Consider the following 19,387-nt stretch of genomic DNA (forward strand, 5'->3'; position numbering starts at 1 on the left):
CCGGCTCACGCCACATCAGCGGGTTCGCTCTCCGACTGTTCCCCCGACAGCATCCTCGACAACCGGCTGCCGGTTTTTTCCTTCAGCCGCTGATATTGGCCGACCTCGACGATACGGCCGTTTTCCATCGCCACCACCCAGTCGGCGAAGGCGATCATCGACGGCCGGTGCGCGATGGTCAGGATCGTCATCGTACCGCGTAATCCATCGATCGACCTGGCGATCAGCGACTGGTTCTGCCAGTCGAGCGCGCTGGTCGCCTCGTCGAGGATGAGCAGCGACGGCTTGCGCAGCAGCGCGCGCGCGAGCGCGATGCGCTGGCGTTCGCCGCCCGAGAGCCGCACGCCGCGATCGCCGACCACCGTATCGAGCCTGAGGTCGAGCCGTTCGACAAACTCGCCGGCGTGCGCCTGACGCAGCGCTGCCCACAGATCGCCATCGCTGGCCCGGGGCGCGGCGAGGCGCAGGTTCGCCGCGATCGTGTCGTGCAGGAGGAACACGTCCTGCGGCACATAGGCCACCTGGTCGCGCCAGCGACGGCGATTGCTGGCGTCGATCTCGACGCCATCGACAAGCATCTTGCCGGTGGTGGGCTCCAGCAGGCCAAGCAGCATGTCGGCGATCGTGCTCTTGCCCGATCCGGACGGCCCGATCAGGGCGGTGACCTTGCCGGCCGGCAGGCCGAAGGTGATGCCGCTCACCACCGCCTTGTCGACAGCATCTCCGTAGGCGAAGGACACGCCGCGAATATTCAATCCCGTATTGAAGGAGAGCGTCCCGGCGTCGGCGAACTCGGTATGGCCGGGTTCGCGTTCGGCGTCGAAACGTGCCTGCAGGCTGCGCATTGCCGTAAAGGCGGGCAGGTTGATCAGCACTTGCTGGGCCTGCGTCTGCATGTCCATGAAGCGCGGCGCGATACGCATGAAGACCAGGAGCAGGACGACGATCTCGGCCAGCGACAGGTTGAAGCGGACCAAAGCCACATAGATGAACAGGCTCAGGCCCACGACGCTCGCCACCTGGAATACAGCAGTGCCGATGGTGCTGTTGCGCACATAGTCGATGTTGTCGGCCTTCATCCTCTCAAGCGTCGACCGCAGCTGCGCGAAATAGCTGTCCTCGACGTTCAGGCTCTTGGCCACCTTGATGCCGCCGAGAAATTCCGAGACCGTCCGGTACTGGTCCTGGCGATTGGCGGTTAGCACACGGCCGAAGGCAGTGGCCCGTGCCCGGAAGGGCCGCAGCGCCACGAACATCAGGATGCCGATGACTGTGCCACGTTCGATGCCGATGCGTATCGTCGATTCATTGCCTTGGCGGGCGAGAATATACTGGCCGGAGAGCGCCTGGGTCAGGCACGTGGCGTAAGGGACGAAACGGGCCGCGGCGGCAACGCCCCAGGCGACACGCCGCAGTTCGCCCATTGAGGCGCACTGCCGCGCGTCGAGGCGCGTCACCAGGCAGCGTACACGATTGTAGGACAACAGCGTCAGCCCCAGCCGAACTGTCGCCACCACCAGCAGGCAATGGCCAAGGAAGATCATTTCCGAGCCAGTCAGGGAGAAAATCCTGACCAGCCCGCGCCGGCTTCCCCCGCGCTTCGTCTGCTTGACGTTTGTTTCTCTCGCCGGTTCCTGCCGTAAAGCCGTGGCCCGCGAAGCCAGGGCCCGCGAAGCCAGGGCCCGTGAAACCAGGGACTTGTGCTGGACCGGCTTAGACAAGTGCCTCATGATGCCGTCTCGCAAGCCCATTATCGGCCAGGCCCTTCAGCAATGCGTCGACATCGGCCTGGCAGCGCACCGGGTCGACATTGTAGCGCGCAAGCACGGCGCTGCGGATGTCGCCGATCGACCGGGGTTCCTGGATCAAATCCCAGATGAAGGCGCCGACGCCATTCAGGCTGTAGTAGACATTGGATTTGAGATTGAGCAGCGCCAAGCCATCTCCGAACTCGCAAGCCACGGCATCCTTGGTCGCGCACACGCTATCGTGGTCGCCCAGATCACGGTCGGATAGCTCCCCGTTCATCCCCAAACCTCGCTGACAAAACGCTGCGACATCTCCAGGTGGCGCAGGAGAAATCGGGAGGCTGGCCCCCCGACCCCTCTTACGTCTGCTTTTGAATCCAGAGTCCCAACATGTCACTCTGGAATCGGCTGTAAGTCTCAGGAGAACGTCAGGTCGCCAATCGGCGTATGCGCGGGGAACGATGCGTCGATCGCCGTGCTGCCGCCGCCGCCCTGGGTGATGGTCTCAATCGAACCATGGACCGTCAGGCTTGGCGTTTCATATTCATGCTTTTCAACATTCTGTTCCATTTTACTCTCCGATTTAGGACTGGAAACGGCCTGTCGAGTGCCGTCAGCACTTTTATGCTGCAATGCAATAGCTGCACGGCAGCATTTATGAGTCAAGACTGTTTTACTTTCTGTTAATCAATTACGGTTGCTGGCGTCGTCACATGAGCGGCATGCCTAAAACTTGTCATTTTGTAGCCGATTCCTTGTGCACGACGATCGCGCCTGTGCTGATTCTTTAAGCATTTGATTTTGCTTGCATAAGCCGTTTGCGTTGTGCCTATATTTAGGCCTCTCTAATGAAAAGAATTTCCTTTTGAGAAATCGTCCGGAGATTGCCTAAGCCGACGTGGCAAGGGACATTTCAACCGCGGTTTTCACTGCTTTCCGATGCCACCTCGATAGACGCTTTGGTGGCAAAAATTCGCACCGCAGAAGGAAAGGCTTTACGGCATCGAGGTTTTTGGTGATGCTTGCTTCGCACTTGCAGCATAAGTGTCGGCGCGAAACGCTTTCTTGGGAGACTGTGCGCTAAATGGCCTTGCCGGATGGCTCATACGAACGATTGCGCGCCGCCGGCTGTGCCGGCGAGGTGGCCTGTGTGCAGGCTTGCCTGCGATTGTTTTTCGCCGGCCCGGGCGCGGGCGACGTTTCGATGCGCCATCTTGACGGTGAAAAAATTGCCGAGATTGCCAGGCTGAACAAGGTCGCCGTCTTTGTCCTCAAGGCGCTTTCGCGCGCACCCGCGCTTCAGAGGCCAACTAAGCTTTCCAATGGCTCGACACCTACCGCAGGAAAACGGTTTCGATGAACGCGTCCTGCATCATGGATTCGATGGCGATCCAGGACGTGCTGCGCGCCAGCGAGATCGATTTCGTTTTTCTGAAGGGTCCGTTCCAGCAGCAACTTCTCTACGACGACCATTTTATGAAGCCCTCGGGCGATGTCGACATCCTGGTTTCGCCGCTCGGATTTTTCAGGGCGCGTGATGCGCTTCGCAAGATCGGCTATGAGGTATCAGGCAAGTCGAGCTCCGTCTGGTGGGTCCGCTTCCTCGGCGAACAGCACATGACCCGGGACGACGGGCCGAGGTCGTCCACCGTCGATCTCCACTACCGCCTCCAGCAGCCCGGCTCGCCAAGCCCGCGCGACGCGGACGGGTTCCTGCGGCGCAAGCGACAGGTCGAAATCGCCGGTGCGACGGTGCCGTTCACCTCGGTGGCCGATACATTGCTTTTGTCCTGCATCAGCGTCGCCAAGGCACTTTTCAACCGGGAACCCTGCGCCGGATACGTCTGTGATATCGGCGCCAGCGCCGGCCGCCTCGACGAGGCGGATCAGCAGCGTTTGCTCGATGCCGCTACCGCGCAAGGTCTGGACGACACGCTGCTGCTTGGCCTGCGCGCCGCCGACGTGCTACTCGGCGGTGCCGGCACGCTGCTGTCGCAGCGCGCGACCAGGATCCTGCCGCGCATCGGCAATGAGGATCTGCTCGGCATGGTCATCGCGCCGTGGCTGCCGTCGCTGCGGTGGCCGCAGCGGCGAACGGTGCTTTGGGAACTGTGCGGCCGCGCGCCGGTCCGCTATCTGGCCGAAGCAGGCTGGGCGGCGTCCGCCGATATCAGCCGCCGCATCTTCGAGCGGCCGGCGAGTCGCTGAAGGTAAATTGGATGCTGATGGCAATTCTGTAGTGCATCGAACGAGTACGGGGCGAGGGCAAATCGATATTACCTGTACGAGAGGCAAATCCATGTCGATGACGAAATCCGAGGTCTGCGTGATCATCGCGGCAAAAAACGCCGCAGCGACAATCGCCGTCGCCATCGCATCCGCATTGCGCGAACCGGAAGTGGCGGAGGTCGTGGTCGTCGACGATGCCTCCACCGACGACACCGCCGGTGTCGCACGATCCGCCGATGATGGCAGCGGGCGGCTCTCCGTGATGCGCCTCGATGTCAATCGCGGCCCCTCCTTTGCCCGCAACGCAGCCATCGCCGGCTCGAAATCGCCGTTCATCAGCATTCTCGATGCCGACGATTTCTTCCTCGAAGGCCGGTTTCGCAACTTGTTTGCCGGCGCCGATTGGGATTTCGCCGCCGACAACATCATGCTGATCAGGGATGATGCGACAGGCGACGCGACGAAAATCGTCGCGCCGCAATTTGCCGCCGATCCGGAATTCCTCGATTTCGAGCGTTTCGTCGAAGGCAACATCTCCAGGCGCCGCGTGCAGAGGGGCGAACTGGGCTTTTTGAAGCCGGTGATCAGCCGTGCCTTCCTCGACCGCCATGGGTTGAGCTACGACGAGAGCCTGCGGCTGGGCGAGGACTATGAACTCTACGCCCGCGCGGTCGCATGCGGGGCGCGGTTCAAGGTCATTCGCTCCTGCGGCTACGGCGCCATCGTCCGCGCCGATTCCCTGAGCGGCCGCCACAAGACCCAGGACTTGAAGCGTTTGGCCGATGCGGATCTGGCGCTGCTGGCGATCGACAGCCTGCCGGAAGGCTCGAAGGCGGTGCTGCGGCGGCATGAACGGCACGTGCGCGACAAATATCGGCTGCGTAATTTCCTTGACGTCAAGGCCGAGCGGGGGCTGGGCTCGGCTGCGGCTTACGCCTTCGCCAGCCTGTCCAACCTCGTCCCCATCGTCCAGGGCGTGGCTTCCGACAAGCTCGAGGCGCTGTTTCGTCGTGTCGGCCTTGTGTCCAGCCAAAAGCCTGTGCCGCCGCTGCGCTTTCTGATGGCCGGAACCAGCACGGGCAAGGAACGCTGAGAGCGGTCCCGATGCAGCGATTTGTCCACTCGCGGCATGTCATCACGTAAACCATTTCGGCCGGATTTATGAGTTTACGAATTGGGTGGTTGCCTCGCGGCTCCGACGATGGCAGTCTATGTTGCGGTGCAGCATAGTGGACGACCAGCCGAACTTGGCCCCCGATCGGATTGGTCTGATGTCTCTCCCTCAAAAGGAGCACGACAACGCAACACGAGTTTTTGAGCCCCGGCTGCGGGGATCGGCCAGAAGCCCGGCCCACAAGCCGGCGATGACGGGAACCTGAGTTCATGGCCTCGATATTCGGTTTCAGATCAAGGGATCCGGCCCGCGACCGTCAGGCCGATGTTTCACGTCTTGATCGTCTGGCAAAGCTGTTCGAGCAGATTGCGGCCGAGATCGAGGCCGAGAGAGCCGGGCTTGAGAATCGCTACCGGACGACGTCGACCAACGCCGCCTTTCTGGTCGAAGCGATGGAAAACGGCTCTGCTTCCGACAAGCGGTCTTCGGAAGTCAGCGCCCTGACACAGTCGATCCTGAATTGCGAGCGCCGCATCGCGGCGCTGTCGCGCCAGGACGGCATGATGAAAGAGCTCCGTCATTCGCTGGATATGGTCTTTGACGAGGATGCCTCCTCGGCCACCGCGGCGGAATTCGCCTGGCCGGCAGGCGCCGGCAGAGGTTGAACGTGAAGGCTCGGAACTGTTGCAACAGATTTGATGCAAGGCGGGAAGCAGAAGCAATCGAGAGGGTCACAAGGAAGGTCAAGGTTGGCCCGTGCAGGAGCGGTTCGAACGTCGACTTTGGGTTGGGGACACACAGCGCAAAGGTGAGTTTGGTATGAATTGGAATCCGAAACCTACGACGGCAATTGACGCACCGCCTCTCGCATATCGGACCGGACAAGCCGCCCGGCGGCTGGGGTCGCTCGGTGCGTTGCTGCTGGCTGCTCTTGGCGGTTTCCTGGCAACCCCTTCCCATGCCCAGGACATTCCGACATCGCCGTCCTTTGTCGATGATTTCAAAAGCTTCGACCGCACGCGCTGGTATGTTTCCGACGGCTGGAACAACGGCAGCCATCAGAATTGCACCTGGTCGAAAAATATGGTCGAACTGTCGAATGGTGTGCTGTCGCTCGGCTTCGAAAAGCAGACGCTGAAGGATCGCGACTACGTCTGCGGCGAGATCCAGACCAGGCAGCGCTTCGGCTATGGCACCTATGAGGCACGGCTGAAGACCGATACCGGCTCCGGCCTCAACGCCGCGTTCTTCACCTATATCGGTCCAAGCGACAAGCAGCCCTGGGACGAGATCGACTTCGAGGTCCTGACCAAGGACACCTCCAAGGTGCAGGTCAACGCCTATATCGCGGGCAAGGGCAAGAACGAGAAACTGGTCGACGTGCCGGGCGGCACGGAGAAGGCCTTCAACGACTACGCCTTCGTCTGGCAGAAGGACAGCTTGCGATGGTACGTCAACGGCCAACTGGTGAACACGATTACCGACCCGGCGAAGCTGCCCAGCCATGCACAGAAGATATTCTTCAGCTTTTGGGGCAGCGATACGATGAAGGGCTGGATGGGAGCGTTCGCGGATCCGGGCCGCAAGCTTTCCCTGCAGGTCGAGCGGGTCGCCTTCACGGCGCTCGGCGAACCCTGTCAATTTCCGGAATCGCTGGCATGCAGTGTAAAGTAGTTGGGAAAGTCGATTTGAACCGGCGGGACCGAAAACGGTCCGCTGCCTTGCATGGGAATGAAACCGAATGAATTTGACGGTGTTTGGAATTGGCTATGTCGGCCTCGTGCAGGCGGCGGTGCTTGCCGAAGTCGGGCACCAGGTGGTGTGCGTCGACATCGACGCCGCCAAGGTCGAGCGGCTCAACCAGGGCCTGGTTCCCATTTTCGAACCCGGTTTGGAAAACCTCGTTAAGGAGAACCATGCCGCCGGCCGCATCAAGTTCACAACGGATGCCGCCGCCGCTGTCAGGCATGGCGAGATCCAGATGATCGCGGTCGGCACGCCGCCGGGTGAGGACGGCTCGGCCGACCTCAAATATGTGCTGGCAGTCGCCGAGACCATCGGCCGCGAAATGGACAAACCCAAGATCGTCGTCGGCAAGTCGACTGTGCCGGTCGGCACCTGCGAAAAGGTGAAGGCCAGGATCGCCGACACGCTGAAGAAAAGAGGCCGCGAGGACCTGGCTTTCGATGTCGCTTCAAATCCGGAATTCCTCAAGGAAGGGTCCGCGGTTGCCGACTGCATGAAGCCGGACCGCATCATCGTCGGCACCGACAGCGAGGACACCGAGGCTGTGATGCGCGAACTCTACGCGCCGTTCAATCGCAACCATGAGAAGATGATCGTGATGGACGTGCGCAGCGCAGAATTCACCAAATATGCCGCCAACTGCATGCTGGCGACCAAGATCAGCTTCATGAACGAGATGGCCAATCTGGCCGAACAACTCGGCGCCGACATCGAGGAGGTCCGCAAGGGCATCGGCAGCGATCCGCGCATCGGCTACCATTTCATCTATCCGGGCCTCGGCTATGGCGGCTCGTGCTTCCCGAAGGATGTGCGGGCGCTGATCAAGACCGCCGAAGGCGTCAAGTTCGACGCCAAGCTGCTGCGCGCCGTTGAGGAGCGCAACAACGCACAGAAATCGGTTCTCTTCGACAAGGTGGACCGCTATTTCAAGGGCAACCTCAAAGGCAGGACCTTTGCGCTCTGGGGTCTGGCCTTCAAGCCCAACACCGACGACATGCGTGAGGCGCCGGCGCGCGTCCTGATGGAGGCGCTCTGGAAGGCCGGCGCCAATGTGCAGGCCTATGATCCCGAGGCGATGCAGGAATGCCAGGCCATCTACGGGCTGCGCGACGACCTGCTTCTGTGCGGCACCAAGGAGGCGGCGCTGCGCGGCGCCGATGCGCTGCTGATCGCCACAGAATGGAAGAGCTTTCGCGCGCCGTCCTTCGACGCGGTGAAGGACGCGCTGACCACGCCGGTCATCTTCGACGGCCGCAACCTCTATGACCCCAAGGTCATCGCCCGCCACGGCATCGAATATCACTCGATCGGCAGAATGGCGGCATGAGACCGGGCCCTGGCAGCCGGATGCAAGACCGGTCCGCACACGGCCTGCGGGCGCTGGGGTTGAGCGCGTATTTCTGTGTGGAGTTGTAGCTGATGGTGCTGGACGTAAAGCCGGAGCAAATCACCAAGAATCATTTCGATCTCGTCGCGATCGGTTCCGGCTTCGGTTCGGCCTTCTTCCTGCATGAGTTCGCCAGGCGCCGAAAGGCGCGCATTCTGGTGCTGGAGTGGGGACGCCACAACACCCATGAATGGCAGCTCGAACAGAACGTCAACACCGACATCGAAGACGAGACGACCTACAAGACCAATTCCGACAAGCCGTGGAACTACACGATCGGACTGGGTGGCGGGACGAACTGCTGGTTCGCGCAGACGCCAAGATTTCATCCCAATGATTTCCGGCTGAAAAGCACCTACGGCATCGGCAATGACTGGCCGATCAGTTATGACGACGTCGAGCCGTTCTACTGCGACGCGGAAGACATCATGTCGATCTCCGGCGACCCCGACATGGCGGCGATGCTGCCCCGCTCGAAGCCGTTTCCGCAACCGCCGCATCGCATGTCGACACCGGACAGGATGATGAAGGCGGCGCAGCCCGACCAGCACTTCGTCATGCCAACCGCGCGGGCTCGCGTGCCGACCGCGCAGCGCAGCTCGTGCTGTGCCAATCTGCGTTGCTGGCTGTGCCCGGTCGACGCCAAATTCACCGTCAACAACGGGTTGATGCACGTCTTCGAGCATCCCGACATCTCGGTCTGCCTCGGTGCGGAAGTGCGCCGGCTCGATCACGTCGGCGGTGCTGTCCGTTCGGTCACGTTCAGCCATGACGGCAAGGAATACCAGGTCAGCGGCGATCTCTTCATTCTCGGCGCCAATGCCATCCAGAGTGCGGCGATCATGCTGCGATCCGGCCTGGGCGGCGAATTTGTCGGCAGCGGCCTGCATGAATCCTACGGCTGGAATTTCGAGGTCTATCTCGACGGCGTCGACAATTTCGACGGCAGCACCATCACAACCGGCCTGAATTTCGGCCTCTATGATGGTCCTCACCGATCGGAGCATGCGGCGGCACTGGTCTATTTCGAGAACCGCTGGCAGCACGGAATGCGTGCCGAAAAGGGGCGGCTACGCCAGGCGCTGCCGTTGGTCGTGGTCACCGAGAACCTGCTCGACCCCGAGAACTACGTCACGCTTGACGCGGATGAGAATGCCTTCGTCAGCTTCAAGGCGCCATCGGACTACGCGGTGAAGGGCATGGCGCGCGCTCTGGAGAAATTGCCTGACCTTCTGGCGCCGCTGCCGGTCGAAAAGCTCTTAGACCGCGGCATTCGGCCGACCGAATCGCACGTCCAGGGCACGCTGAGGATGGGCACCGGCCCGGCCGATTCTGTGGTCGACAGCGGCATGATCCACCATCAGCTCAGAAACCTGGTCGTCGTCGGCACCAGCACCTATCCGAGCTGCTCCTGCGCCAACCCGAGCCTGACCGCGGCAGCGCTGTCCTTGCGGGCGGCGAGCCGGATCGCGTGAAAGGAGGTATCGCATGATCGAGATTTCCAGACGCTCGGCCCTGGCCGTCTTGGCTGGCGGAGTGGTTTCGACAGGGGTCGCCTACGCCACCGTTTCCTCCTTCTCGGACGAGGATCTGGTGCGCGTCACGCTGGAAAAATATCTTGGCAAGTTGAACATCCGCATCGAGCATCTGCAGCAGTTCGTGCTGGCGTTCCGCGACAGGAATCCATGGAATTTCCCAAGCGAAAAACTGAGTGATGCCGTCACCCTGGTGGAGGAGCTCAAACTGGGCGCCGCGCGTCGCTTGCTGCCCCAGCGGAAGCGGGAAGATCTGCTGCATTTCGACCGCTGGGTCGTCGCCGAATTCCATATGCTGACGGACTACGCCTGGCGCAGTTCGCCCAACGACCCGATCCGGTTTACCGGCTGGCAATCCTGTACCAATCCCTTCGCCAATCTGGAGCCGCCGAAACTTGCCTGACGTCGAAAGCGAGGCGGCGGCCTTTGCCTGTTGTCTCCGAGCAAGGAATACGAGATGCGACAAGGAGCCCGATCATGAAAGTTCTCTTTGCAGGCGGCAACGGCTACCCGCCCGAGTTCAGTGGCGGCGTTCAGTCGAGCACGCATCATCTGGCCGAACAGTTGATCGAGCACGGTCATGAAGCGGCTGTGCTCGCCGCCCTGTTCGGTGACGGTGTCTTCGGCTTCAAGGCACGCGCCAAGATGAAGCTGTTGCGGCAGCCGGCGGTTGTCGACAGCTATCCCGGCTATCCGGTGGTGCGGGCCTGGTTTCCCTGGGAAGCGGCGGGTTATGCCGTCGACAGGCTGAAGCCCGATGTCGCCGTGGTCCAGTGTCACAAATCGGTTCCGATCGGCAAGGCGCTGCAGGCGGAGGGCGTGCCTCTGGTCGTTTATCTCCGCAATGTCGAGTTCCATGAACTGGGCGGCGATCTGCGCGAATTGCATTCGGCGCTTTACATTGCCAATTCGGATTTCACCGCGCGAACCTACAAAAAAGAATTCGGCATCGAGGCAGCGGTGATCCCGCCAACCATCAACCCGGCGCATTACTCGACGCCGACGACGGGCCAGTTCGTCACGCTGATCAACCCCTATGAGGAAAAGGGATTTGAGCTCGCGGTGCGGATTGCCGGCGCCTGCCGCGAAATTCCATTCCTGTTCGTCGAAAGCTGGAAGCTCGACGACGATCACCGGGCGCGGATCGAACAGACGATCGCTCCCTTGGGCAATGTCGTCCTGGAGAGCCGCACCAGCGACATGAAGACGGTCTATGGTCGCACGAAGATCCTGCTTGCTCCCAGCAAGTGGGAAGAGGCGTGGGGCCGCGTCGCTTCGGAGGCCCATTGCAGCGGAATCCCCGTTATCGGTTCGCGGCGCGGCGGTCTGCCCGAGGCTGTCGGCTCCGGTGGCGTGGTGCTGGATTACGATGCTCCGCTGGCCGATTGGGTCGCGGCCGTCAGGCGGCTGTGGAACGACAACCAGGAATATGACCGGCTTTCCAGTCTCGCTCGCAGCTTCGCCGGGCGCCCGGAACTCGATCCCGATCGCCAGTTCATCACCTTCTTCTCGATACTGGACAGGGCCATGCAGCAGCGCGCGCGACAGGCGGCCTGACGACGCCGCCTGAGCAGGTCAGGCTGGACGCTTGACCCGGCTTTTCAGCGTCTCGTAGCCGCGGGCGCCAAGCAGTGCGCGGGCAATGGTCTTGGCGGCGCTCTTGCGGCCCTCTTGCGACTTGATCTGCCGCAGCCTTGCCGGCAGGTTGCGGGCCGCCTGGCCAAGTGCCGGCAGCGACAGCGCGTCGGGGAAGCTGACCATATGCGTTTCGACGCACAGCACCGGCTTGCCTGACAGTTCGGTGATCTTCAGCGCCTGTTCGTGCTCGCTCTCGATGAACAGGATGGCATCGGACTTGCGGTAGAAATCGGCCTTGAAGCTGCCATGCGCGCCGAGTCGTTGCCGTTCCGCCTTGCTCGGCAGATCGAGCATGATCAGCTGGTCGTATTTGATCTCATGCTTGGCGAGCCATGCCTCGGTGAGCGCGCGGTATTTCTCCAGCCGGCTGGTGACCAGCCAGCCGATCCTGTGGGTCGCGACATGGAGCGGCCGCGCTTCGCTGAGGAATTTCTCATAGGCCGGGCCGTCGTCGTTTTCCGCCTCTGTCGGGTCGAGGCACAGCACGCCGTCAATGTCGACGCAGCATTGCGCCAGGAATTTGTGATGCATGAAGTTCCACTGGAACATGCGCGGATGCGGCACGACCTCGAAGACGAGGTCGGTTTCCTGGTGCAGGGGCTCAAGGCCGAACACGGCGGCAAAGGTGAAGTCCGCCTCGATGCCCGCAGCCTGGATGCGGGCGCGTGCGTCGCGCATGGCGTTGCCGCCGGCGACGCTGTCGTCGATCACCAGCACCTTGCGCATCTCGGAAACCTTGCGGTCGAGAGCGGCCCGGCGCTTGGTGACGCCTGATGTGTAGATTCGCCCAGCCAGGAAGCTGTCGAGATCGGTCATCGGGATGTTCGCGGCAAGGCTGACCAGCGTCGCTGCCAAAACGCCGCTTCTCGGCACACCGACGACCAGGTCGATGTCGCGCGGCAGCCGGTGCAGGCCCCTGACGATGGCGTCGTTCATATCGGAGATCGATCGGTAGTGCATGGTTCAGACCTGGTCCTGGAGGAGATGTCCGTAGCAGTCGAAGACGCCCAAATTATTGCGCTTCGCGCGGCGCTGCCGCAGGCAGCCTTGCCGGCAGCATCCTGAGTGCCTCGCGCAAGGCTTCGCGGCCGGAGGCGAATGCCAGTGCGATGATGATCGTGATGAGGTAGGCGAACACGGCGCTGCTGGCCAGGGCGACGACATGCTGCTGCGGCAGCGCTGGCTTGACGAACCAGATCGCGGCCAGCGCCAGATGGGCGCCAAGCACGAACGGCGTTGCCGCGCGCAGCACATGATGCGCCTGCAGCGGTCCGCTCTTGCCGACATAGAGCCATAGGAAAGGCGTCCGCAGATATTCGCTGATCGCATAGGCGATCGCCACGCCCAGCGCGCCATAGGGCAGGCCGAGCATGAAAGCCAGCACCGACGTCACGGCCGTTATGATGCCCCAGCGCATGAAATCGCCGGAGCGGCCCTGGCTGACGAAAAGCCACCCCGCCGGATTGTTGAGCGGCTGCAGCAGCCCGGCAAAGCCGAGCGCCAGGAAAATCGAGGCGCTTGCGCGCCATTGCTCGCCGAGCACGAAGGGGATCAGCACATCCGACATCGCGGTGGCGAAGGCGACACCGGGAAGCGCCACCAGCAGGATCAGCGGCATGACGCGCAGATAGGCGCTGCGGTAGCGATCCGGCTCGTCCTTCAGCCTGGAAAGTGCTGGAACCATCACCTTCGACAAGGGGTTGGTGATCTGGCTCAGCGGAAACAGAAGCAGCTTGTAGGCGCGGTCATAGAGGCCGAGCTGCGCCTCGCCCCAATATTTGCCGATCAGCACGTTGTCGAGGTTGCGGGCAAAGAAATTGGCGAAGTTGAAGCCGGTGATGCCGGCGCCGAAATTGATCAGCTCGCCGATGCCGGCGACCTTGCGCGGCAGGCCCGGACGCCAGCGCGAACTCGCCCAGTAGCAGAGCGTCGGCAGCACGCCACCGGTCAGCGTGCCGGCAAACAGGGCCCAATAGGAGCGATCGATGAAGGTCCAGGCGATCGACACGGCAAGCCCGGCGATTGCGCTGGCGACGTCGATGACGGCCAGCCGGCCGAACTGCATACGGCGCGTCAAGAGCGCCAGATGCTGGGCGCCAAGCCCATAGGCCATGATCTGCAGCCCGAACGCAGCCACCAGACCTGTCACGCGCGGCTCGCCGTAGAAAGCAGCAACCAGCGGCGCCGCACCCGCAAGCACGCAAGCCAGGATCGCGCTGACGGCGACATTGATCCAGAAGAGGTAGTTCACCTCCTCATGCCGGATGCCTGATTTCTGGATCGTTGCCTGGGTCAGGCCGAAATCCTGGAACAGTGCGATAAAGGCAAGCACCGGCGCGCACATCGCCACGACACCGAAATCCTGTGGCGACAACAACCGCGACAGCACGATAACCGACAGAATCTGTGTCGCGACCCGCACCGATTGCGCCATGGCCGTGACAACCGCGCCGCGCCCAACCGATTTGCGCAAGGAGCCTTCTGGCGGATCGAATGCATTGGCTTCCAAATTCAGGATTCCTGATTTTTTACGTGGATTTTCGGGCCCGAAAATCCACGACCGCCGCCGACCACAAACTACGGCAATAATTTTGCAGTGCAACAGAAAACGTCGATTGGTGCAGCAAGAATGTTGCGATGCAGCAAGAGCTGTACTAGCATTCCCTTGGGTGGGCCAACAGCGGTCGAGTTTTTATGCTGCATGTCTTGTACCTAGTGCACGACGTTTCCGACCCGGCGGTGCGCCGGCGGATCACGATGCTCAGGGCAGGTGGGGCCCAGGTCACCTTGGCCGGCTTCCGTCGCACCGCGAATCCGATTGCGGATATCGAGGGACTGCGCCCGATCGACCTCGGCGGGACGCGTGACGGGCGATTCGGCCAACGCCTCGCGGCCGTAGCCAAAGCAGCCGTTTCGATAGGCTCGAAGCTGGGCGGAATGCCAAAGCCGGATGTCATCGTCGCGCGCAACCTGGAAATGCTGGCGCTTGCCCGCCGCGCCAGGTCAGCCTTCGGTGCATCGGCTCCGATCGTATACGAGTGCCTCGACATTCATCGGCTTGTGCTGCGCAACGATGTCCTGGGCAAGGCGCTGCGTGCCACCGAACGATTTCTGGCCAGGGATGTGAAGCTGCTGGTGACCAGTTCGCCTGCCTTCATCGCCAATTATTTCAAGCCGTTCGGCCAGGTCGCGGCACCCATCGAGCTGGTCGAAAACAAATATTTCGAGGCCGCGACGATTGTGCCCGGCGCTCCGGAGGCTGAAGAGAGCCCGGTCGGCCCGCCATGGCGGATCGGCTGGTTCGGCGCGCTGCGCTGCCGCCGCTCGCTCGAGTTGCTGGCTGATTTCTCCCGCCGCATGGAGGGCCGCTTCGAGATCGTGCTGCGCGGCCGTCCGGCTTTGTCGGAATTCCCTGACTTTCACGGCTTTGTCGAGGCCGAGCCATGGCTGTCGTTTCTCGGGCCCTACCGCAATCCGGAAGACATGGCGGCGATCTACAACGATGTCCATTTTTCCTGGGCGATCGATTTCTTCGAAGCGGGGCAGAACTCCGAATGGCTTCTGCCCAACCGGCTCTATGAGGGTTGCCGTTTCGGCGCGGTGCCGATCTCGATGGGCAATACCGAGACCGGGCGGTTCCTCAAGCAGCAGGATATCGGCGTGCTGTTGCCGCAAGCGTCGCCCGAAGCGCTCGAAGCCGCGCTAGGCAAGATGGAGGAGCATCGCTTCGCCAGGCTGAAGGGGCGTGTTCTGGCGCGCAACCCGAGAACCTGGAGCTACGATCGCAGCGATTGCCGTGCGCTTGTCGAGCGGCTGCGCAGCCTGACGGCCGTGCCCGGTTCGTTTGCCGCCGAGGCATTGGCATAGGATGGCAGGGGATGGACAGAGGCAAGATGGACAGAGGTTGATGACGCAGACGGAAAAACCCTCATCCAGCCTGATCGTTATCCCATGCCTGAACGAAGCCGCCCATATCGGTGCGCTGCTCGATCAATTGCGGCCCGCGGCCGCCCGGCTTGGCGCCCGGATCATCGTCGCCGACGGCGGCAGCACCGACGGCACGCTTTCCATCCTAGAGGACGTCATTGCGAGGGACCCGCGGGTTATCCTGCTCCACAACAAGCGGCGCATCCAGAGCGCGGCGATCAATCTCGCCGTCGGTACCTTCGGCGATGGTGCCGACTATCTCATCCGCATCGATGCGCATGGCGGTTATCCCGACGATTATTGCGACCGGCTGGTCGAGGAAGCGCTGGCTACATCAGCGGATTCGGTTGTCGTTTCGATGCTGACCAGCGGCAGCGGTGCCGTGCAGAAGGCGGCGGCCGCGGCGCAGAACTCCAAGCTCGGCACCGGCGGCTCGAAGCATAGGCATCTTTCGCAGGGACAGTGGATCGATCACGGCCATCATGCACTGATGCGGATATCGGCGTTCGGTGCCGTCGGCGGCTATGACGAAACGTTCAGCCACAACGAGGACGCCGAGCTCGATTATCGCTTGCGTAAGGCCGGCTACAAGATCTGGATGAGCGGCAAGACGCAGATGGTCTACTACCCGCGCGCCTCGCTCTCAGGCCTCTATTTCCAGTATCTCGGCTACGGTCGCGGGCGTGCCAAGAATGTGCTGAAGCATCGCGTCATCCCGAAGGTGAGGCAGATGGTGCCGCTGCTGGTGTTTCCGGTGGTGCTGCTGGCGGCCTTCTCCTTCGTGCACTGGCTGGCGGCGGTGCCGCTGCTGCTGTGGGCGTCGGTTTGCCTGGGCTACGGGCTAGTGACGGCTATCCGCCAGCGCAAGGCCGACGTTGCGCTGGCCGGTGTCTCGGCCATGGTCATGCATCTTGGCTGGTCGGTCGGCTTCTGGCTGCAGCTTCTCGGCCTCGGCTCGCGACGAGGAGTGGCCTGATGGCGGTGTCGGTAAAGAACCGCAGCATCGACATCGGCGTCTGCACGTTCCGCCGGCCGGAACTGGCCGACACGCTGCGCTCGCTCGACGCCATGGAGATGCCGGTGGGATTCGATGTCCGCATCGTCGTCGCCGACAATGACGACACCCCATCGGCCTGTGACCTGGTGGCGGCACTGTCGCGGGAATTGACGGTGCCGATCCACTATCAGCACGCCCCGGCGCGCAACATCTCGATCGCCCGCAACGCCTGCCTCGATGCGAGCACCGCGGATTTCGTCGCCTTCATCGATGACGACGAGACGGCCACGACGCCATGGCTTGCCGAACTGGTCGCGATGGCGCAGCAAAGCGGTGCCGCCGCCGTGCTCGGCCCGGTCAGGGCGCGCTATCGCCCGGACGCGCCGGACTGGATGCGGCGCGGCGATTTCCATTCGACCTTGCCCGTCTGGGTGCGCGGCGAGATCCAGACCGGCTACACCTGCAACGTTCTGCTGCGGATGGGCTCGGACAGCCTGCGCGGCCGCCGCTTCAGCCTGGCGCGTGGCCAGACCGGCGGCGAGGACACCGAATTCTTCGACCAGATGCACAAGGCAGGCGGCCGCATCGCCTTCTCGCCCGAGGCATGGGTCGACGAGGTGGTGCCGCGCTCCAGGGCGGCATTCGATTGGCTCGGCCGCCGCCGCTTCCGCGCCGGCCAGACGCATGGCCATCTCCTGGGCAGCAGCGCCAGCGGAATCGGCCTGGCCAAGCAGGTCGGCCTGGCCTCGGCAAAGGCCATCTATTGCTTCGCCTCGGCACTTCCGGTCGTCGTCAGTCCGGTACGCAGGAACCGCAGCGTGCTGCGCGGCATTATGCATGTTGGTGTCGTCAGCGGCCTCGTCGGCATCCGCGAAATCCGCCTCTATGGCCACCCGTCGCCACAGGAGGGAGGCAAGCGTGCAGCCTGACGTCAGATCTATCCCCGATGTTTCCTTCGTTATTGCCGCCTACAATGCCGAGACGACCCTTGATCGGGCGATCGCCAGCGCCATCGCCCAGAAGGGTGTCTGCGTCGAAATCATCGTCGTCGACGACAAGTCGCGCGATGCGACGCTCGATGTTGCGCGGGCCTATCCCGGGGATATCGTCCGTGTCATCGCCCTGCCAAGCAATCGCGGCCCGGGCGGCGCCAGGAATGCCGGCCTCGATGCCGCCCGCGGCAGATGGATCGCGGTTCTCGATTCCGACGACGCGGTCTTTCCCGGCCGGCTCGCCAGGATGATCGCGCGTGCCGAAAGCGCGGATGCCCAGATCGCCGTCGACAATCTGCAGGTCGTTCGCGAGGACGGCGTTATCGAGGACGCGATGTTTCCGCGGCAATATCTGGAAGGCTTGCGCGAGATTTCGCTGGCCACCTACATCGCCGGCAACGTCGTCTTCGAATCCAAGTTCAACCTCGGCTACCTCAAGCCGATCTTCCAGCGCGAGTTCCTGAACGAAAACCGGCTTCGCTATGACGAGAAGCTGAGGATCGGCGAAGACTACATCCTCTTTGCCGCCGCCCTGGCCAAGGGCGGAAAATGCGTCGTCGAGCCCGATATCGGCTATGCCTACCATATTCGCAGCGCCTCCATTTCGCGCGTGCTCGAGCTTCACCACGTCGAAGCCATGCGCAGGGCGGATGCCGTGTTCGCTCAAACCCATCGGATGGATGAGGCCGCGCAGGCCGCGTTCGCGCGGCGTGGCCGCAGCCTGCGCAAGGCGGCATCGTTTCTGTCACTGGTACAGCACATCAAGGCGCGGTCCCCGCTCAAGGCGATCCGGACTGCGCTCAGCGACCCGGCGGCGGTCAGGCATATGGGCATGCCGATCGCCGTGCGGTTGCGAAGAATGGCGGCACAATTTGCCGTCGGGGCGGGGAGGTGAAGATGCAGGCACATGGAGGGAATTTTCGTGGCCTGTGAACGGATTGAAGTCGATCTCCTCAGAAGGAATTTGCGATGAAGAAAATCAGGAAGGCCGTGATACCGGTGGCGGGGCTTGGAACGCGGTTCCTGCCGGCGACCAAGTCGATGCCGAAGGAAATGCTTCCCGTCGTCGACAGGCCCGTCGTCCAATATGCGGTGGACGAGGCCTTCGAGGCGGGCATCGAACACATCGTCTTCGTGACCGGTCGCAACAAGGCGGTGATCGAGGACTATTTCGACCTGCATCCGGAATTGATCGGCACCCTGGAGCAGACCGGCAAGAAGACCCAGCTGGAGGCGCTCGAAAGCATGCTGCCTGTGGCCGGCGCCACCAGCTTCATCCGCCAGCAATCCCCGCAAGGCCTCGGCCATGCCGTCTGGTGCGCGCGCGAGGTTATCGGCAACGAGCCCTTCGCCTTGCTGCTGCCGGACATGGTGTCCTTCGGCGGTCGCGGATGCCTCGCCGAAACCGTCGAGCTTTATGAGCGCACGGGCGGCAACGTAATCGCCGTCGAGCGTTGCGAACCCAGCGAGACCAACAAATATGGCATCGTTGGCCGTGGCGCCGAGATCGGCGGCGGTTTCGAGGTGACGGCCATGGTCGAGAAGCCGGCGCCGGCCAATGCGCCTTCGAATTTCTACATCAACGGCCGCTACATCCTGCAGCCGGAGATTTTCGCGCTCCTGGGCAATCAGCAGCGCGGCGCCGGCAACGAGATTCAACTGACGGATGCCATGGTTCGTCTGTCGAAGGATCAGCCGTTCTTCGCCCAGCCTTTCCTCGGCCGCATGTTCGACTGTGGTTCCAAGGAAGGGTTCATCCAGGCCAACATCGCCTTCGCGCTGGCGCGCGACGACATGAAGGGTCCGGTTTTCGAGATGCTTCAGGAGTTCGTCCGGTCGCATGAACGCCAGGAAGAAGCCGCATAATGCCCATCTTTCGGGAGTATCGTCAGATGGCCGGCGAAGAGGGGCCGGCAGGTTCTCTCCGTCTGGCACGACGCTTGCATTGCTCTGGCGATGCTCCCGATCTTCGAGGCGCCTGCAAGCCAAGGCATGATCCCTGAAAGTGGGTCCCGGTTTCCGGAAAAGATCATGTTGAAACAGTAGATAGAGCCAATTGCGATCAATCGGAATA

At 62.3% G+C, this 19,387-nt stretch carries 19 protein-coding genes; 14 read left to right on the forward strand and 5 right to left on the reverse strand.

Annotation, left to right across the window (positions count from 1 at the left end):
- Positions 1–5 precede the first annotated feature (5 nt).
- From AC0L2D_RS06350 to AC0L2D_RS06360, 3 genes are all read right to left on the reverse strand, one after another.
- The gene (locus tag AC0L2D_RS06350) at positions 6–1,544 is read right to left on the reverse strand and encodes a lasso peptide biosynthesis B2 protein (protein WP_473540621.1); all 1,539 of its coding nucleotides are present in this window, start codon (positions 1,542–1,544) and stop codon (positions 6–8) included.
- 169 nt (positions 1,545–1,713) lie between these two features.
- Positions 1,714–2,028 (reverse strand): PqqD family protein, encoded by a 315-nt coding sequence (locus tag AC0L2D_RS06355; RefSeq protein WP_027164264.1) that lies wholly within the window; start codon positions 2,026–2,028, stop codon positions 1,714–1,716.
- Positions 2,029–2,165: 137 nt separating this feature from the next.
- Entirely contained in the window at positions 2,166–2,318 is a 153-nt protein-coding gene (locus AC0L2D_RS06360) for a lasso peptide (RefSeq protein ID WP_010913078.1), read from the reverse strand.
- Positions 2,319–2,832: 514 nt separating this feature from the next.
- Between AC0L2D_RS06360 and AC0L2D_RS06365 the strand changes: the two genes are divergently transcribed.
- From AC0L2D_RS06365 to AC0L2D_RS06405, 9 genes are all read left to right on the forward strand, one after another.
- The gene (locus AC0L2D_RS06365) at positions 2,833–3,108 is read left to right on the forward strand and encodes a hypothetical protein (protein ID WP_473540622.1); all 276 of its coding nucleotides are present in this window, start codon (positions 2,833–2,835) and stop codon (positions 3,106–3,108) included.
- On the forward strand, positions 3,105–3,956 hold the full coding sequence (locus AC0L2D_RS06370; protein WP_473540623.1) for a nucleotidyltransferase family protein: 852 nt from the start codon (positions 3,105–3,107) through the stop codon (positions 3,954–3,956). The genes AC0L2D_RS06365 and AC0L2D_RS06370 overlap by 4 nt, the downstream gene beginning before the upstream one ends.
- Positions 3,957–4,047: 91 nt before the next feature.
- Complete coding sequence (locus AC0L2D_RS06375) at positions 4,048–5,070, forward strand: glycosyltransferase family 2 protein (RefSeq protein WP_013528112.1); 1,023 nt, start codon at positions 4,048–4,050, stop codon at positions 5,068–5,070.
- 290 nt (positions 5,071–5,360) lie between these two features.
- On the forward strand, positions 5,361–5,756 hold the full coding sequence (locus tag AC0L2D_RS06380) for a single stranded DNA-binding domain-containing protein (protein WP_473540624.1): 396 nt from the start codon (positions 5,361–5,363) through the stop codon (positions 5,754–5,756).
- 154 nt (positions 5,757–5,910) lie between these two features.
- The gene (gene exoK, locus AC0L2D_RS06385) at positions 5,911–6,765 is read left to right on the forward strand and encodes an endo-1,3-1,4-beta-glycanase ExoK (RefSeq protein WP_473540625.1); all 855 of its coding nucleotides are present in this window, start codon (positions 5,911–5,913) and stop codon (positions 6,763–6,765) included.
- A gap of 67 nt (positions 6,766–6,832) precedes the next feature.
- Complete coding sequence (locus tag AC0L2D_RS06390; RefSeq protein WP_013528109.1) at positions 6,833–8,164, forward strand: UDP-glucose dehydrogenase family protein; 1,332 nt, start codon at positions 6,833–6,835, stop codon at positions 8,162–8,164.
- A 92-nt stretch (positions 8,165–8,256) separates the two neighbouring features.
- Positions 8,257–9,699, forward strand: coding sequence for a GMC oxidoreductase (locus tag AC0L2D_RS06395; protein WP_473540626.1), 1,443 nt, complete (start codon positions 8,257–8,259; stop codon positions 9,697–9,699).
- Between the two features lie 13 nt (positions 9,700–9,712).
- Positions 9,713–10,162: a hypothetical protein gene (locus AC0L2D_RS06400; RefSeq protein ID WP_473540627.1), complete on the forward strand. Its 450-nt coding sequence runs from the start codon at positions 9,713–9,715 to the stop codon at positions 10,160–10,162.
- Positions 10,163–10,236: 74 nt separating this feature from the next.
- Positions 10,237–11,316 (forward strand): glycosyltransferase, encoded by a 1,080-nt coding sequence (locus AC0L2D_RS06405; RefSeq protein ID WP_024501831.1) that lies wholly within the window; start codon positions 10,237–10,239, stop codon positions 11,314–11,316.
- A gap of 18 nt (positions 11,317–11,334) precedes the next feature.
- On the opposite strand, the gene AC0L2D_RS06410 is transcribed toward AC0L2D_RS06405, so the two are convergent.
- Together AC0L2D_RS06410 and AC0L2D_RS06415 are read right to left on the reverse strand one after the other, a co-directional pair.
- Positions 11,335–12,357: a phosphoribosyltransferase family protein gene (locus AC0L2D_RS06410; RefSeq protein ID WP_013528105.1), complete on the reverse strand. Its 1,023-nt coding sequence runs from the start codon at positions 12,355–12,357 to the stop codon at positions 11,335–11,337.
- Between the two features lie 52 nt (positions 12,358–12,409).
- Positions 12,410–13,906, reverse strand: coding sequence for a lipopolysaccharide biosynthesis protein (locus AC0L2D_RS06415; protein ID WP_473540628.1), 1,497 nt, complete (start codon positions 13,904–13,906; stop codon positions 12,410–12,412).
- 185 nt (positions 13,907–14,091) lie between these two features.
- Between AC0L2D_RS06415 and AC0L2D_RS06420 the strand changes: the two genes are divergently transcribed.
- The 5 genes from AC0L2D_RS06420 to AC0L2D_RS06440 all read left to right on the forward strand — a co-directional run bounded on the left by AC0L2D_RS06420 (position 14,092) and on the right by AC0L2D_RS06440 (position 19,179).
- Entirely contained in the window at positions 14,092–15,264 is a 1,173-nt protein-coding gene (locus AC0L2D_RS06420; protein ID WP_473540629.1) for a glycosyltransferase family protein, read from the forward strand.
- Positions 15,265–15,304: 40 nt separating this feature from the next.
- Positions 15,305–16,300, forward strand: coding sequence for a glycosyltransferase family 2 protein (locus AC0L2D_RS06425; RefSeq protein ID WP_027164269.1), 996 nt, complete (start codon positions 15,305–15,307; stop codon positions 16,298–16,300).
- Positions 16,300–17,250 (forward strand): glycosyltransferase family 2 protein, encoded by a 951-nt coding sequence (locus AC0L2D_RS06430; RefSeq protein ID WP_473540630.1) that lies wholly within the window; start codon positions 16,300–16,302, stop codon positions 17,248–17,250. Before AC0L2D_RS06425 ends, AC0L2D_RS06430 begins: the two co-directional genes overlap by 1 nt.
- Positions 17,240–18,208, forward strand: a complete 969-nt coding sequence (locus AC0L2D_RS06435; RefSeq protein WP_473540631.1) for a glycosyltransferase family 2 protein — start codon at positions 17,240–17,242, stop codon at positions 18,206–18,208. Before AC0L2D_RS06430 ends, AC0L2D_RS06435 begins: the two co-directional genes overlap by 11 nt.
- A gap of 74 nt (positions 18,209–18,282) precedes the next feature.
- Positions 18,283–19,179 (forward strand): UTP--glucose-1-phosphate uridylyltransferase, encoded by an 897-nt coding sequence (locus AC0L2D_RS06440; RefSeq protein ID WP_013528099.1) that lies wholly within the window; start codon positions 18,283–18,285, stop codon positions 19,177–19,179.
- Positions 19,180–19,387: the final 208 nt, after the last annotated feature.

It is taken from the genome of Mesorhizobium sp. WSM4833 (genome assembly GCF_055811095.1).

Excerpts from the sequence above, each read along its gene's own strand:
- AC0L2D_RS06350 (WP_473540621.1), bottom strand. The coding sequence starts at position 1,544 with ATGATCTTCCTTGGCCATTGCCTGCTGGTGGTGGCGACAGTTCGGCTG.
- AC0L2D_RS06355 (WP_027164264.1), bottom strand. The coding sequence starts at position 2,028 with ATGAACGGGGAGCTATCCGACCGTGATCTGGGCGACCACGATAGCGTG.
- AC0L2D_RS06360 (WP_010913078.1), bottom strand. The coding sequence starts at position 2,318 with ATGGAACAGAATGTTGAAAAGCATGAATATGAAACGCCAAGCCTGACG.
- AC0L2D_RS06365 (WP_473540622.1), top strand. The coding sequence starts at position 2,833 with ATGGCCTTGCCGGATGGCTCATACGAACGATTGCGCGCCGCCGGCTGT.
- AC0L2D_RS06370 (WP_473540623.1), top strand. The coding sequence starts at position 3,105 with ATGAACGCGTCCTGCATCATGGATTCGATGGCGATCCAGGACGTGCTG.
- AC0L2D_RS06375 (WP_013528112.1), top strand. The coding sequence starts at position 4,048 with ATGTCGATGACGAAATCCGAGGTCTGCGTGATCATCGCGGCAAAAAAC.
- AC0L2D_RS06380 (WP_473540624.1), top strand. The coding sequence starts at position 5,361 with ATGGCCTCGATATTCGGTTTCAGATCAAGGGATCCGGCCCGCGACCGT.
- exoK (WP_473540625.1), top strand. The coding sequence starts at position 5,911 with ATGAATTGGAATCCGAAACCTACGACGGCAATTGACGCACCGCCTCTC.
- AC0L2D_RS06390 (WP_013528109.1), top strand. The coding sequence starts at position 6,833 with ATGAATTTGACGGTGTTTGGAATTGGCTATGTCGGCCTCGTGCAGGCG.
- AC0L2D_RS06395 (WP_473540626.1), top strand. The coding sequence starts at position 8,257 with ATGGTGCTGGACGTAAAGCCGGAGCAAATCACCAAGAATCATTTCGAT.
- AC0L2D_RS06400 (WP_473540627.1), top strand. The coding sequence starts at position 9,713 with ATGATCGAGATTTCCAGACGCTCGGCCCTGGCCGTCTTGGCTGGCGGA.
- AC0L2D_RS06405 (WP_024501831.1), top strand. The coding sequence starts at position 10,237 with ATGAAAGTTCTCTTTGCAGGCGGCAACGGCTACCCGCCCGAGTTCAGT.
- AC0L2D_RS06410 (WP_013528105.1), bottom strand. The coding sequence starts at position 12,357 with ATGCACTACCGATCGATCTCCGATATGAACGACGCCATCGTCAGGGGC.
- AC0L2D_RS06420 (WP_473540629.1), top strand. The coding sequence starts at position 14,092 with ATGCTGCATGTCTTGTACCTAGTGCACGACGTTTCCGACCCGGCGGTG.
- AC0L2D_RS06425 (WP_027164269.1), top strand. The coding sequence starts at position 15,305 with ATGACGCAGACGGAAAAACCCTCATCCAGCCTGATCGTTATCCCATGC.
- AC0L2D_RS06430 (WP_473540630.1), top strand. The coding sequence starts at position 16,300 with ATGGCGGTGTCGGTAAAGAACCGCAGCATCGACATCGGCGTCTGCACG.
- AC0L2D_RS06440 (WP_013528099.1), top strand. The coding sequence starts at position 18,283 with ATGAAGAAAATCAGGAAGGCCGTGATACCGGTGGCGGGGCTTGGAACG.